Here is a 14,094-nt window from a genome sequence, read left to right on the forward strand (position 1 = left end):
CGGGGGGTGGGGCGATGGTCAGCCGCCGACGGCGGCGGGTTGCCGGCGCTTGGCCGCGAGCCGCACCGGGTCGGGCCACTTGACGTTCCAGGCCCAGCCGAGCTTCTCGAAGATCCAGATGACCCGGGCGCTGATGTCGATCTGCCCCCGCAGCACGCCGTGTCGTGCGCAGGTCGGGTCGGCGTGGTGCAGGTTGTGCCACGACTCGCCCGCGCTGAGGATCGCCAGCGGCCAGAAGTTCGTGGCGCGGTCGCGGCCCGGGGAGACGAACGGCCGGTCGCCGACGACGTGGCAGACGGAGTTGATCGACCAGGTGACGTGGTGCAGCACGGCGATGCGCACCAGGCCGGCCCAGAAGAAGGCCGACAGCGCGCCCGCCCAGCTCATGGTCACCAGGCCACCGATGACGGCCGGCAGGAAGAGGCTGATGCCGGCCCAGACCACGAACATCCGGTCGGTGCGCACCAGGGCGGAGTCCTTCAGCAGGTCCGGCGCGTAGCGCTCCATGCTGGTCTTGCGCCGCTCGAACAGCCACCCCAGGTGGGCGTGGAACATGCCCTTGAGCACCGAGTGCAGGTCCGTGCCGTACCGCCAGGGGGAGTGCGGGTCCCCGTCGCGGTCGGAGAAGGCGTGGTGCCGGCGGTGGTCGGCCACCCACTGGACCACCGGGCCCTGGATGGCCATCGAACCGGCGACGGCCAGACCCAGCCGCAGCGGGCGCTTGGCCCGGAACGAGCCGTGCGTGAAGTAGCGGTGGTAGCCCACCGTGACGCCGAGCAGGGTGAAGAAGTAGAAGCCGATCGCGAGCCCGACGTCGAGCCAGGACAGCCCCCAGCCCCACACGGCCGGCACGACCGCCGCGAGCGCGAGGAACGGCACGACGACGATGACGTACAGGGTGACGATCTCCAGCACGCTCTTGCGCCGGCCGATCGCACTGGCCGGCAGCCCTTCGTGGGGTGCAGCGACGCGAGGTGGAGCCATGGGCCGGGTGCGGGCAGGAGCGGACAAGGGGCCTCCGAGGGCGACCGAGGGGAGAGGCATCGGGCGCACGACGGGCCCGGCTACGTGCCCGTAACCTACGCCTCCGTAGGCGCGAGGGCGACCCGAGCGGGTGGACGGCGGCCCCGGGCGCGTGCCCCCGGGACCGCGTGGGCCCTAGGCTCCGGGGTGCGCCGGCGCGGCCGGTGCCTCCCGGCCGGATCCCCGGCCCAGGGATGGGGGATGGGGTAATCGGCAGCCCGCCGGCCTTTGGAGCCGGGAAGTCTCGGTTCGAGTCCGAGTCCCCCAGCGAAGCAGTCCGCCGCCGACCGAGGAGTTCCGTGACCCACGCCCAGCCGGCCCCCGCTCCCGATCCCGCACCGACGGTGGCCGCCGTCGTGGTCCTCGCCGCCGGGCAGGGCACGCGCATGCGCTCGGCCACGCCCAAGGTGCTGCACACCCTGGGTGGCCGCAGCCTCGTCGGCCATGTGCTCGCCGCCGCCGAGCCGCTGGCCGCGGGCACCACGGTCGTGGTCGTGGGGTCCGGTCGCGACCAGGTCGAGGAGCACCTCGCGCAGATCGCGCCGAGCGCGCTGCCCGTCGTGCAGGAGGAACAGCTCGGGTCGGGTCACGCGGCCGCGGTCGCCCTGGCCGCCGTCCCCGACCTCGAGGGGTCCGTCCTCGTCGTCAACGGGGACTCCCCGCTGCTCACGAGCCGGACGCTGGCCGCCCTGGTGGCGGCGCACGACGCGGCGGGCAGCGTCTTCACGGTGCTGACCGCCGAGGTCGACGACCCCACCGGGCTGGGCCGGATCGTGCGGGACGGGAGCGGTGCGCCGCGGGCCATCGTCGAGGAGCGCGACGCCACCGTCGAGCAGCGCGCCATCCGCGAGGTCAACGCCGGGGTCTACGTCGCGAACGCCGGGACGCTGCGCCGGGTCCTGTCGGGGCTGGCGACCGACAACGCCCAGGGCGAGCAGTACCTGACCGACGCGCTGGCCCCCCTCGTCGCCGGTGGTGCGCCCACCGCCGCCGTCCGTGCCGACGACCCGGACGACGTGCTCGGCTGCAACGACCGGGTGGAGCTGGCCGCCCGGCGGCGCACGCTCAACGACCGCGTCCTCGACGCCCTCATGCGCAGCGGCGTGACCGTCGTCGACCCGCTCACGACGTGGGTCGACGTGACCGCCACCGTCGGCCGGGACGCCGTCCTGGAGCCCGGCACCCACCTCCGTGGGGTGACGGTGGTCGGTGACGGTGCCCACGTGGGTCCGGACACCACCCTCGCGGACACGCACGTCGGCGATCTGGCCACCGTCCTGCGCACCCACGCGGTGGGCGCGCGCATCGGCCCCGACGCCTCCGTCGGTCCCTTCGCCTACCTGCGGCCGGGCACCGACCTGGGGATGGGCGCCAAGGTCGGGACGTTCGTGGAGACCAAGAACGCGCAGGTGGGGGAGGGTTCGAAGATCCCGCACCTGTCCTACGTGGGCGACGCGACGATCGGTCGCGGCACCAACATCGGGGCGGCCACCGTGTTCGTCAACTACGACGGCGTGGCCAAGCACCACACGACGATCGGCGACCACGCACGCACCGGTGCCGACAACATGTTCGTGGCGCCGGTCACGGTGGGGGACGGCGCCTACACCGCCGCGGGCTCCGTGATCACGTCCGATGTGCCACCGGGGGCCATGGCCGTGGCTCGGGCACCGCAGCGCAATGTGGCAGGCTGGGTGCGACGCCGACGGTCCGGTACGCCCGCTGCGGACGCCGCGGCAGCGGCCGAGAGCCGGTCCGAGGCACCCCGGGAGGACCCGTCCGGGCCCTCCCGCGCGGACCACGACAGCTAGGGACAGCGAAGCCGATGAGTGCCATCCGGCAGACGACGAACAAGAGCCTCATGCTCTTCTCCGGCCGGGCCTACCCCGCGCTGACCGACGAGATCGCCGGTCACCTCGGCGTCACACCCACGCCGACCGCGTCGTACGAGTTCGCCAACGGCGAGCTGTTCGTCCGGTTCGAGGAGTCGGTGCGCGGCTGCGACGCCTTCGTCGTGCAGAGCCACACCGCGCCCATCAACACCTGGCTCATGGAGCAGCTGATCATGGTCGACGCGCTCAAGCGCGCCTCGGCCAAGCGGATCACCGTCGTGGCGCCGTTCTTCCCCTACGCCCGGCAGGACAAGAAGCACCGCGGCCGCGAGCCCATCTCGGCCCGGCTGATCGCCGACATGTTCAAGACCGCCGGCGCCGACCGGCTCATGGCCGTCGACCTGCACACCGCCCAGATCCAGGGCTTCTTCGACGGACCGGTGGACCACCTCTTCGCCATGGACCTGCTGGTCGGCGAGGTCAAGCGCAAGTGGGGTCACTCCGCGCTCACGGTGGTCTCGCCCGACGCCGGCCGCGTGCGCGTCTCCGAGCGCTGGAGCGACAAGCTGGGCGGGACGCCGCTGGCCTTCATCCACAAGACCCGTGACGTCTCCCGGCCCAACGAGGTCGTCGCCAACCGCGTCGTCGGCGAGGTCGAGGGCCGGGTCTGCATCCTGGTCGACGACATGATCGACACCGGCGGCACCATCGTGAAGGCGGCCGACACCCTCTTCGCGCAGGGCGCGGCCGACGTGATCATCGCCGCCACCCACGGGGTCCTGTCCGGCCCGGCCGTCGACCGGCTCAAGAACAGCAGGGTCAGCGAGGTGCTGGTCACCAACACGCTGCCGATCGACGAGTCGCGGCGGTTCGACAAGCTGACGGTGCTCTCCATCGCCCCGCTGCTGGCGCAGGCGATCAAGGCGGTGTTCGAGGACGGCTCGGTGACGAGCCTCTTCGGCGGAGAGTCGTGACACTGCGATCCTCCGGATCGCACCACTGTGACACGGTCGTCCTCCGGACGACACCGCGGCCAGGAGCCGTTCCCGGCCTGGGCTGAGCAGCTTCCCGCCGTGACTCGGGGAGCCTCCGGCCCCCGGTCGCCCCGACGGCCTCGCGGGGCGGGTCGCGTCCCAGCGTTTTCGGCTCGCATCCCGTCGCACCTCGGGGGACCCTCCGGGCCCCCGCTCGGCGCGACCGCGTACTCTGGTCCCGTTGCCCGGCGAGGGAGCTCCTGCTCCGTGATCGACGTGCGTGTGCCCGATGAGGGTGCGTTGCGCCCGGTCGCCGGCACGCACGCAGACCCTCTTCGCTAGGAGCACACCACCGTGGCTGACTTCCGCCTCGACGCCGAGACCCGCACCGAGTTCGGCAAGGGCAGCGCCCGACGCACCCGTCGTGCCGGCCGCGTCCCCGCCGTCCTCTACGGGCACGGCCAGGACGTCGTCCACCTGTCGCTGCCGGCCCGCGAGTTCGCCGCGGCGCTGCGCAACGGCGGCTCGAACGTCCTGCTGACCATCGTCCTGGAGGGCAAGGAGCAGCTCGCCCTGACCAAGGCCGTGCAGCGCGACCCGCTGACCCGCCAGCACGAGCACGTCGACCTGCTCCTGGTCCGGCGCGGTGAGAAGACGACCGTCGAGGTGCCGATCGTCATCGTCGGCGAGCCCGGCCCGGACTCGATCCCGAACCACCAGCTCAACACCGTCTCCATCGAGGCCGACGCCACGAAGCTGCCCGACAACATCGAGGTCGACGTGACCGGCCGCACGGCCGGTCAGAACATCACCGCGGCCGACCTCGTGCTGCCCAAGGGCTCGACCCTCATCACCGACCCGGAGGCGCTGGTCATCGGCTTCCTGGGTGCGCCCACCGCCGAGGCCCTCGAGGCCGAGCTCGCCGAGGCCGAGGCCGAGGCCGGCATCGAGCGCGAGGAGTCCGACGAGGCGAAGGCCGAGGGCGAGGGCGACGTCGTCCCCGAGCCGCAGGACCAGGGCAGCGGCGAGTCGATGGACTCGGCGGAGAAGTCCGCCGACAACGGCTGAGCGTCCCGCTGAGCGAGAGCACGTCCCGCGGGGGCGCCGGCACCTCCGGCGCCCCCGCGGCGTCCCCTGTGCCCGAGGGCCCGTTCCTCGTCGTCGGCCTGGGCAACCCCGGCCCGGGCTACGCCGGCAACCGGCACAACGTCGGGGCCATGGTCCTCGAGGAGCTCGCCCGTCGGGCGGGCGCCAGGCTCGCGCCCGGCAAGGGCGCCCGTGCGCGGGCGCTGTCCGGTGAGGGGCGGCTGGCCGGCCGGCGGGTCGTCCTCGCAGTGCCTTCGACCTACATGAACGAGTCGGGCAGCCCCGTCCGTGGCCTGCTGGACTACCACAAGCTCCCGCCCGAGCAGCTCGTCGTCGTCCACGACGAGCTGGACATCCCGTTCGCCGCCGTGCGGCTGAAGCGTGGCGGCGGCGAGGGCGGGCACAACGGGCTGCGCTCCATCACCCGCTCGACGGGCACCAAGGAGTACCTGCGCGTGCGGGTCGGCATCGGCCGTCCGCCGGGCCGGCAGGACCCCGCGGACTTCGTCCTCAAGGACTTCTCCGCCACCGAGCGCAAGGAGCTCGACCTGCTGCTGGTCGAGGCGGCCGATGCCGCAGAGCTCCTCCTGACCGCCGGCCTGGAGGCCGCGCAGAACCAGGTGCACCCGCGCAGCTGAGCCTGCCGGCCACGTCCGGGCGACGGGTGCGCTCCCATCGGGTGAAGCGCCCCGCCCTGCATTGACCGGAGTCGTGACTCTCTGTGAGTGTGGCGCCCGGATCGCACCATCGCGTGTCGGGAAGCTGCACCTCACCTGCCTGCGTGACCGGTCGAGGTGTTCGTGCGCACACGCTGCGTAACAGTCGTTCGGGGGGACGCATGCTTCTGGATCATCTGCAGTCGAGTGCAGGGGTCGTGATCGCACCGGGTGCGCCCGCGAGATCGGCAGCCCGCACCGCCCCAGGTCCCCGCACGCTGCCGCGTCGCACCTCGCCCTCCTGGGTGCGGTCCTACACCGTCTCGCTCGTCCTCGCCGAGAGTCTCCTGGCCGCTGTCGCCGGCGCCGTCGTGCTCCTCCGCACCGGGCAGTCCCTCTTCGCCGGCACGGTGCTGTCCTGGGCGGCGCCGGCCGTCGTGGTCGCCTGGCCGGTGCTCCTCGGTGCCACCGGCGCGTACTCCGAGCGCGTGTACGGCACTGGCAGCGACGAGTACCGGCGCGTCGGCCGCGCCGGCTTCCTCCTGCTGGCCGGGGCCAGCTTCCTGTCCTACGTCGCGGCGCTGGACCTCAGCCGCGCCCTGGTCGTCGTGGCCATCCCGGCCCTCACCGGCGCCACGCTCCTCGGCCGGTACGCGGCCCGGTCGCGCCTGCACCGGCTGCGCGCCCAGGGGCGTTGCACCAAGCGCGTCGTCGTGGTGGGCCGCGGTGGCGCCGTCCTCGAGCTGGTCTCCCGCCTGCAGCGCGAGCAGCACGCCGGTCTGGACGTCGTCGCCACGGCGGTGACGCCGATCGACCGGACCTGCGTCGGCGAGCGGACCGGGCTGCCGGTCGGCGGCCTCGACGACGTGCTGGCGCTGGCTGCAGAGCACGGGGCGGACACCATCGCCGTCACGTCGGCCAGCGAGACGGCGGCGCAGTACCTCCGGCAGCTGTCCTGGCAGCTGGAGGGCAGCGGGATCGAGCTCCTGGTCGCCCCCGGGCTGATCGAGGTGGCCGGGCCCCGCCTGCACATCCGCCCCTTCGAGGGGCTGCCCCTGCTCTCGGTCGAGCAGCCCTCCTTCGAGGGCTGGCGCCGGCTGGTGAAGGGGGCGGTGGACCGGCTCGCCGCCACCGTGGCCATCGTGCTGCTGGCCCCCGTCCTGCTGGTCATCGCCGCCGCTGTCGGCCTGACCAGTTCCGGACCGGTGCTGTTCCGCCAGGAGCGGGTGGGCCTGGGGGGCCGGACGTTCACGATGCTCAAGTTCCGCAGCATGGTGGTCGACGCCGACCGCCGGCTGGACGCGCTGCGCGCGGAGAACATCTCCGACGGCCTGCTGTTCAAGATGCGCACCGACCCCCGGGTCACCCCCGTGGGCCGGCTGCTGCGACGGCTGTCGCTGGACGAGCTACCCCAGTTGCTCAACGTGCTCGGTGGGTCCATGTCCCTCGTCGGGCCGCGTCCGCCGCTGCCCGACGAGGTGCTGCGCTACGACACCTCGGTCAGCCGTCGGCTGCTGGTCAAGCCGGGCCTGACGGGCCTGTGGCAGATCTCGGGCCGCAGCGACCTCTCGTGGGAGGAGTCGGTGCGCCTGGACCTGCGGTACGTGGAGAACTGGTCGCTGACCCTGGACGTGCTGATCCTGTGGAAGACCGGGAGAGCCGTGCTGTCCCGGTCCGGGGCGTACTGACCCCCCTCCTCAGGGGGTCACCCTCAGGAGTCACGCGCTCCCGCAGAACCGCCCGCCGGGGCCCCTCCATCGGCGAAGCTCCTGGTCAACAGGCGTCGATGCGGCGGCCACCAGGTGCTCGCCCGGCCGGGAGTGCCAGGACACGGACGGAGGGGCCATGCGGATCGCCATGGTCGGCACGCGAGGAGTACCTGCCCGGTACGGCGGCTTCGAGACCGCCGTCGAGGAGGTCGGTCGCCGGCTGGCCGACCGGGGGCACCGGGTGGTCGTGTACTGCCGGACCACCCCGGGCGACGACCAGCGCCCCAGCCAGCACCTCGGCATGGAGCTGGTCCACCTCCCCGCGGCCCGCAAGCGCTCCCTGGAGACGCTGAGCCACTCGGCGCTCTCGGTGGCCCACCTGCTGGCCCGCCGCCCGGACGCGGCCTTCGTCTTCAACGCCGCCAACGCACCGCTGCTGCCGGCCCTGCGCGCCGCCCGGATCCCGGTCGCGACGCACGTCGACGGGCTGGAGTGGAAGCGGGCGAAGTGGGGCCCGATCGGCCAGCGCTACTACCGTGTCGCCGAGTCCCTGGCCGTGCGCTGGTCGGATGCGCTCATCGCCGACGCGCAGGGCATCGCCGACTACTACCGGTCGGAGTTCGGGGCGCCGACGACCCTGCTGACCTACGGTGCACCGCGGATCGCTCCCGGCACCGACAAGCTGGCCGAGCTGGGCCTGACGCCCGGCGGCTACCACCTGCTCGTCGCCCGCTTCGAGCCGGAGAACCACGTCGACGTGATCGTCGACGGGTATCGCCGCAGCGGCGCGACCAGGCCGCTGGTCGTGGTGGGCTCGGCTCCCTACTCCGACGCCTACACCGCTCGGGTGCACGGCCTCGCGGACGAGCGGGTGCGCTTCCTCGGTGGCGTCTGGGACCAGGACCAGCTGGACCAGCTCTACGCCCACTCCTACACCTACCTGCACGGTCACTCGGTCGGTGGCACCAACCCGTCCCTGTTGCGGGCGATCGGTGCCGGCGCCGCCGTCCTGGCCTACGACGTCGACTTCAACCGCGAGGTCGTGGAGGACGCCGGCCGCTTCTTCGCCAGCCCGGCCGACGTCGCCGCACTCGTCGACGCCGCCGAGGCCGACCCTCGCTCCGTGCGCCGGGCCGGCGAGCGGGGGCGCGAGCTGGCCACGGGCTACGACTGGGACGAGGTCGCCGCGGGGTACGAGCAGCTCGCCCGGCGCCTGGCCGGCCGGCACGTGCCGACCCGGCGTCCCACGGGCCGGCGCTTCCCGGCGCCGACCTCCGCGCCTGCGCCGGTGCCCTTCCCACGCCCGGCTCCCGAGGTCGGCGTCGCCCCGGCGGCCGTCGCGGGGTCCGGCGTGATCCGGTTCCCGGGGGCGCGCCAGTGACCGTCACGGGCCTGGTGCGGGCGCCCGCACCGGGACCGGCACCGAGGGCCGAGGGCATCCGCGCCACGATCGGCCGCCTGGCTGCAGCGCAGAAGGGCGCGCAGGGAGCGCCGGCGTACTCGAGGTTCGTGAACCGCAGGGTCGGCCGCGTGCTCGCGGCGCTCGCCTTCCACGCGGGACTGACGCCCAACGCGGTCACCGGCATCAGCGCGGCGCTCACCTTCACGGGCGTCGGGCTGCTCCTGTCGTTCCCGCCGTCGTGGGCCCTCGGCGTGGCGGTCAGCGCCTGCCTGGCCGTGGGCTACGCCTTCGATGCTGCGGATGGTCAGCTGGCCCGGCTCCGCGGCGGCGGCTCGCCGGCCGGTGAGTGGCTCGACCACATGGTGGACGCGACCAAGCTCCCAGCGCTGCACCTCGCCGTGCTGGTCCACCTCTACCGATTCGAGGCCGTCGAGCGCGGGCCCTGGCTGCTGGTCCCGATGGGCTTCTGCGTGGTCGCGACGGTGCTCTTCTTCGGCACGATGCTCAACGAGGCGCTGCGGGAGCGGCACGGTGCCCGGACGCGTTCCCAGCCGACCGGTGAGCGACCCAGCGTGCTGAGGTCGCTGCTCGTCCTCCCGACCGACTACGGACTGCTGTGCTGGCTCTTCGTCCTCCTCGGGGCCCCCGCCGGCTTCGTCGGCGCCTACGCGCTCCTCTTCGTCGCCACGGCCGGCTACCTGGCCCTGGCGTGCATCAAGTGGTTCCCCGAGATCGGAAGGCTGTCCTCATGAGCACCCACGACAGCGGGACGGCGGCGGGAGGATCCTCGCCACGGGACGCGAGCACCCGGCGCCGGTGGTTCCTGGCCGGTGTGGCCGTGCTGCTGGTCGCTGCGCTCGGTGTCGCCTCCCTGCTGTGGAGCGGGGAGGACGAGCATCTGCAGGGCGCCGGCGATGCGGCCGCTGCGACCACCGGCGCCCCGACCCCGCCCGAGGAGACGGTGATCCCCGCACCGCCCACCCCGGAGCCGACGGGTCCCACCGAGAACGCGAACGCCTTGCCGGTGTCCCTGCCGGAGGTCGCCCTGGGCGAGCCTGCCGCCGTGGGAAACGGGGTGGTCGCGAGCATCGCCGACCTGGAGGCGATCGAGGGCACTGCCGTGGGGCCCGGCAACCTCGCGGGGCCCGCGCTGCGGGTGACGGTGCGGATCGAGAACGGCACGGGCGCGCCGGTCTCGGTGGCCGGCGTGGCGGTCAACCTCTACCACGGGCGGGACAAGGTTCCTGCCTCACCGTTGGAGGACCCGTCCCAGCGGCCGTTCGTCGGGATGCTGGAGCCCGGGGACTCGGCGGACGGCGTCTACGTCTTCACGGTGCCCGCCGACCAGCGGGACGTCGTCACGGTCGAGGTCGGCTACGAGGCCGGCGCCGCGCTGCTCTTCTTCACCGGTGCCGCACCCTGAGTGAAGCGCAGCCGTCCCCGACGACCCCCTCGCCGCGAACCTCGCGGCGATGGGGGTCGTCTGCGTTACGGGGAGATGCCACCGCGGCGCGGGCGGCGGGGCGAGAAGGGAATGCGGAGAGTCACCAGAAAGAGTCGACTTGGGCGCGTTTTCGCGACTCGTCACCGGATCGGGTGGGGTGACAGTCCTGGTAGGCCGACTTTCGTGACGCTTAGTGTTCGTCGATCGTGCTTGGAGCACGGCGGCGTGCTGCAACTGAGCGGGGAGTTGTCATGGGGGAACGGGCCATCGGTGTGTCCACGCGGGCACTGGCGGGACTGATCAGCGGGTTGCTCGTGGTAGGAGTGCTCGGTCTCGGGACACCGGCCACCGCACGCGCCGACTCGGCTCCGGTGACGCCGACCGCCACCAACCCGGTCACGGTCGCCGCCGACGCCCTGCCGACGGTGCAGATCAACGGCGTGGTCTGGTCCCAGGTGGTCGTGGGCAACACGGTCTATGCGGCCGGCTCCTTCACCCGCGCCCGCCCGGCGGGTGCCGCGCCGGGGACCCAGGAGACGGTGCGCAACAACCTGCTCGCGTACGACATCCGCACCGGTGAGCTGGTCACCTCCTTCGTCCCCGACCTCAATGCCCAGGCCCGGGTCGTCGCCGCGTCCCCGGACGGGACACGCCTGTACGTCGGCGGCGACTTCACGCAGGCCAACGGTCAGGCCCGCTACCGGATCGCCGCCTACGACACCCGGACCGGCGCACTGGTGCCGAACTTCGCTCCCGCCGTCAACGCGCAGGTGCGCGCCCTCGCGGCGACCGACAGCACGGTCTACTTCGGCGGCGCCCTGACCGCCGTGGGGTCGGTGAGCCGCACGCGCCTGGCGGCGGTGCGCGCCTCGGACGGCGGGCTGCTGCCCTGGGCGCCGGTCCCCGGCACCGGGCCGACGGACGGGAACTGGCTGCCGTACTTCGACGCCGAGGGCAAGCCCATCCCGGGCACGTTCGATGCCGAGAAGAACGCCCGGACCAGCAACGAGGTCACCGCGCTGGTGGTCACCGGCAGCGGGGCACAGGTGGTCGTGGCCGGCCGCTTCTACTCCCTCAACGGAACCCGCGCGACGGGCGTCGGCGCACTGGACCCGATCTCCGGTGCCACCCGCCCCTTCGCCATCAACGGGCTGATCACCAACCACGGTGTCAACTCCGCCGTGTGGAGCCTGTCGACCGACGGTGCCACCGTCTACGGCACGGGCTACGACTACTACGGACCGGGCAATCTGGAGGGATCCTTCGCCGCCGACGCCGCCGGTGGGAGGCTGAAGTGGATCGCGGACTGCCGCGGGGACACCTACTCGGGCTTCGCCACGAACGGCGCGCTCTACACCGCGTCGCACGCGCACAGCTGCATCAACATGGGTGGTTTCCCCGAGCAGAGCCCGCAGGTCTTCAAGCGCGCCACCGCCGTGAGTCTGGCCGCCCACGGGCGGGTCGGGACCGCGACGCAGAGGAACGGCAACTTCACCGGCCAGCCCGCGCCGAACCTGCTGCCGTGGTTCCCCAAGATGGACGCGGGCGGCTACACGAGGCAGTACCAGGCCGGGTGGAACGTGACGGGCACCGACCGGTACGTCGTCTACGGCGGCGAGTTCCCGTGGGTGAACGGCAAGCGCCAGCAGGGCCTCGTGCGCTTCGCCATGCCGTCGGCCGCCCCGAACGACCTCGGTCCGACGACGGATGGCCCGGTCACCGTGACGGCCGTCGGGGCCGGCGCCCTGCGGGTGGGCTGGCAGGGTGCCACCGACCTGGACAACGCGGAGCTGACCTACGCGGTCTACCGCGACGGGGCAGCGACGCCGGTGGCCCGTTTCACCCGGTTCTCCCAGTGGTGGCAAGCCGCCCCGGTGGCGTGGACCGACCGGGCAGTCCCCGCGGGAAGCCACACCTACCGCGTCACCGTGAGCGACCCCTTCGGCAACGAGACGGTCATCGGCTCGGCGACCGGCAGCGCCTCGGGTACCGGACGCCTCCGGCCCTACGCCGACATGCTCCACGCCGACGGGGCCACGAACTACTGGCCGATGGGTGAGCGTTCGGGCACGACAGCCTTCGACCACGGCGGCGTCTCCGACTCGACCGTCTACCCGGGCACGGGCCTGGGCTGGGCCGGTGCGCTCAAGGGGGACAGCGACCCCTCGATCTGGTTCGACGGGCGAGCGGGCTACCTCTCGACCCAGACCCCCGTCCGCGGACCGCACACCTTCTCCGTCGAGGCGTGGTTCGAGACCCGCACGACGGCCGGTGGCAAGATCCTGGGCTTCGGTGACCAGAAGACGGGGCTGAGCAACAACCACGACCGCCAATTGTGGCTGGATCCTGCCGGCCGGGTGCACTTCGCCGTCTGGCCGGGCTACGGAGCCGAGCTGACGAGCGGCGCCACCTACAACAACGGGGCCTGGCACCACGTGGTGGGCACCGTCGGCCCCACGGGGATGTCCCTGTACGTCGACGGCCGGCTGATCGCCTCCCGAGCCGACACCATCATGGCGCAGGAGATCACCGGCTACTGGCGGATCGGCGGCGACCGCTCCTGGTCGGGGTCGAACTTCTTCAACGGCCGGCTCGACGAGGTCGCGGTCTACCCGACCGTCCTCACCGCCGACCAGGTCGCCCGGCATCACGCCCTCGGGAGCACCGGCGTCGTGCCGGATGCGGCGCCGACGGCGGCGTTCACCTCGGTGGTGGACGGGCTGGCGGTGGCGGTGGACGGTTCGTCGTCGGCTGATGCGGAGGGGCCGGTGGCGTCCTACGCGTGGGACTTCGGGGACGGCGGGACCGCGTCGGGTGCCAGGGCGTCGCACACCTATGCGTCGGCGGGGGAGTACCCGGTGACGTTGACGGTGACCGACTCGGCGGGGTCGACGGGCAGGGTGACCCGGCAGGTGACGGTGACCGGGCCGGCGCCGGACGCGGCGCCGACGGCGGCGTTCACCTCGGTGGTGGACGGGCTGGCGGTGGCGGTTGACGGTTCGTCGTCGGCTGATGCGGAGGGGCCGGTGGCGTCTTACGCGTGGGACTTCGGGGACGGCGGGACCGCGTCGGGTGCCACGGCGTCGCACACCTATGCGTCGGCGGGGGAGTACCCGGTGACGTTGACGGTGACCGACTCGGCGGGGTCGACGGGCAGGGTGACCCGGCAGGTGGCGGTGACCGGGCCGGCGCCGGCCGACGGGTTGGTGGCCGCGGACGCCTTCGACCGCGAGGTGACCGGGGGCTGGGGTCCCGCCGACCTCGGCGGGAACTGGACGGTGACCGGTTCGTCGGCCAACGCGGTGGTGACCGGAGGGTCCGGCCGGATCGGTGCGGTGCCGGGTGGCACGAGCGCGGCGGCGCTGCCGATCTCGGCCCTCGACGTGACGGCGCAGGCCGATGTGGTGGTCGACAAGGCTCCGTCCGGGAACGGCAGCTACGTGTCGCTGACGTCACGGACCATCGGCTCCGACCGCTACACCACCCAGCTGCGCTTCAGCGCCTCCGGGTCGGTCACGGCGAGCCTGACCCGCCTCACCGGCGGCACCGAGACCGTGCTCGACAGCCACCGGGTCATGGAGAGCTACCGGCCGGGGACCGTGCTGACGGTGCGGTTCGAGGTCAGCGGGTCGGCTCCGGCGACGCTGCGCGCCAAGGCTTGGCCGGCAGGGTCGGCCGAGCCGGCCGACTGGCAGGTCACCGCCACCGACGCCACGGCGGCTCTGCAGCAGGCCGGTGGGGTACGGGTGGACCTCTACACCTCGGGCGCCGCGACGGGTGTGCAGACCGTGCGCTGGGACGACCTGCGGGTCCAGCAGCCGGGGGCCGCACACCCGCCGGCGCCGGATGCGGCGCCGACGGCGGCGTTCACCTCGGTGGTGGACGGGCTGGCGGTGGCGGTGGACGGTTCGTCGTCGGCTGATGCGGAGGGGCCGGTGGCGTCCTACGCGTGGGACTTCGGGGACGGC

The 14,094-nt window shown here is 73.2% G+C and carries 10 protein-coding genes and 1 tRNA gene; 10 read left to right on the forward strand and 1 reads right to left on the reverse strand.

Features of this window, described 5'->3' with window-relative positions; all coding sequences use genetic code 11:
• Positions 1-18: 18 nt before the first annotated feature.
• Positions 19-984, reverse strand: a complete 966-nt coding sequence (locus C5507_RS01265; protein ID WP_104526696.1) for an acyl-CoA desaturase — start codon at positions 982-984, stop codon at positions 19-21.
• 234 nt (positions 985-1,218) lie between these two features.
• Here C5507_RS01265 and C5507_RS01270 point away from each other — a divergent pair.
• The 10 genes from C5507_RS01270 to C5507_RS23270 form a co-directional block, all read left to right on the forward strand.
• Positions 1,219-1,291: transfer RNA gene (locus C5507_RS01270), tRNA-Gln, on the forward strand.
• A 31-nt stretch (positions 1,292-1,322) separates the two neighbouring features.
• Positions 1,323-2,834 (forward strand): bifunctional UDP-N-acetylglucosamine diphosphorylase/glucosamine-1-phosphate N-acetyltransferase GlmU, encoded by a 1,512-nt coding sequence (gene glmU, locus C5507_RS01275; RefSeq protein WP_242611331.1) that lies wholly within the window; start codon positions 1,323-1,325, stop codon positions 2,832-2,834.
• Between the two features lie 14 nt (positions 2,835-2,848).
• Complete coding sequence (locus C5507_RS01280; RefSeq protein WP_104526697.1) at positions 2,849-3,829, forward strand: ribose-phosphate diphosphokinase; 981 nt, start codon at positions 2,849-2,851, stop codon at positions 3,827-3,829.
• A 354-nt stretch (positions 3,830-4,183) separates the two neighbouring features.
• Complete coding sequence (locus C5507_RS01285) at positions 4,184-4,897, forward strand: 50S ribosomal protein L25/general stress protein Ctc (RefSeq protein ID WP_104526698.1); 714 nt, start codon at positions 4,184-4,186, stop codon at positions 4,895-4,897.
• 68 nt (positions 4,898-4,965) lie between these two features.
• The gene (pth, locus tag C5507_RS01290) at positions 4,966-5,553 is read left to right on the forward strand and encodes an aminoacyl-tRNA hydrolase (protein WP_104526699.1); all 588 of its coding nucleotides are present in this window, start codon (positions 4,966-4,968) and stop codon (positions 5,551-5,553) included.
• 323 nt (positions 5,554-5,876) lie between these two features.
• Positions 5,877-7,259: a sugar transferase gene (locus C5507_RS01295; protein WP_242611332.1), complete on the forward strand. Its 1,383-nt coding sequence runs from the start codon at positions 5,877-5,879 to the stop codon at positions 7,257-7,259.
• A 157-nt stretch (positions 7,260-7,416) separates the two neighbouring features.
• Positions 7,417-8,661 carry a DUF1972 domain-containing protein gene (locus tag C5507_RS01300; protein WP_104526701.1) on the forward strand — a complete coding sequence of 415 codons (1,245 nt, stop codon included), beginning with the start codon at positions 7,417-7,419 and terminating at the stop codon, positions 8,659-8,661.
• Positions 8,658-9,434: a CDP-alcohol phosphatidyltransferase family protein gene (locus C5507_RS01305; RefSeq protein WP_207225912.1), complete on the forward strand. Its 777-nt coding sequence runs from the start codon at positions 8,658-8,660 to the stop codon at positions 9,432-9,434. Before C5507_RS01300 ends, C5507_RS01305 begins: the two co-directional genes overlap by 4 nt.
• Positions 9,431-10,105, forward strand: coding sequence for a hypothetical protein (locus C5507_RS01310; RefSeq protein ID WP_104526702.1), 675 nt, complete (start codon positions 9,431-9,433; stop codon positions 10,103-10,105). The genes C5507_RS01305 and C5507_RS01310 overlap by 4 nt, the downstream gene beginning before the upstream one ends.
• Before the next feature lie 272 nt (positions 10,106-10,377).
• Positions 10,378-14,094, forward strand: a 3,717-nt coding sequence (locus C5507_RS23270; protein ID WP_170107052.1) for a PKD domain-containing protein, incomplete at its 3' end; no start/stop codon positions are given.

It is taken from the genome of Blastococcus saxobsidens (assembly GCF_002938435.1).
GTDB classification, from domain to species: domain Bacteria; phylum Actinomycetota; class Actinomycetes; order Mycobacteriales; family Geodermatophilaceae; genus Blastococcus; species Blastococcus saxobsidens.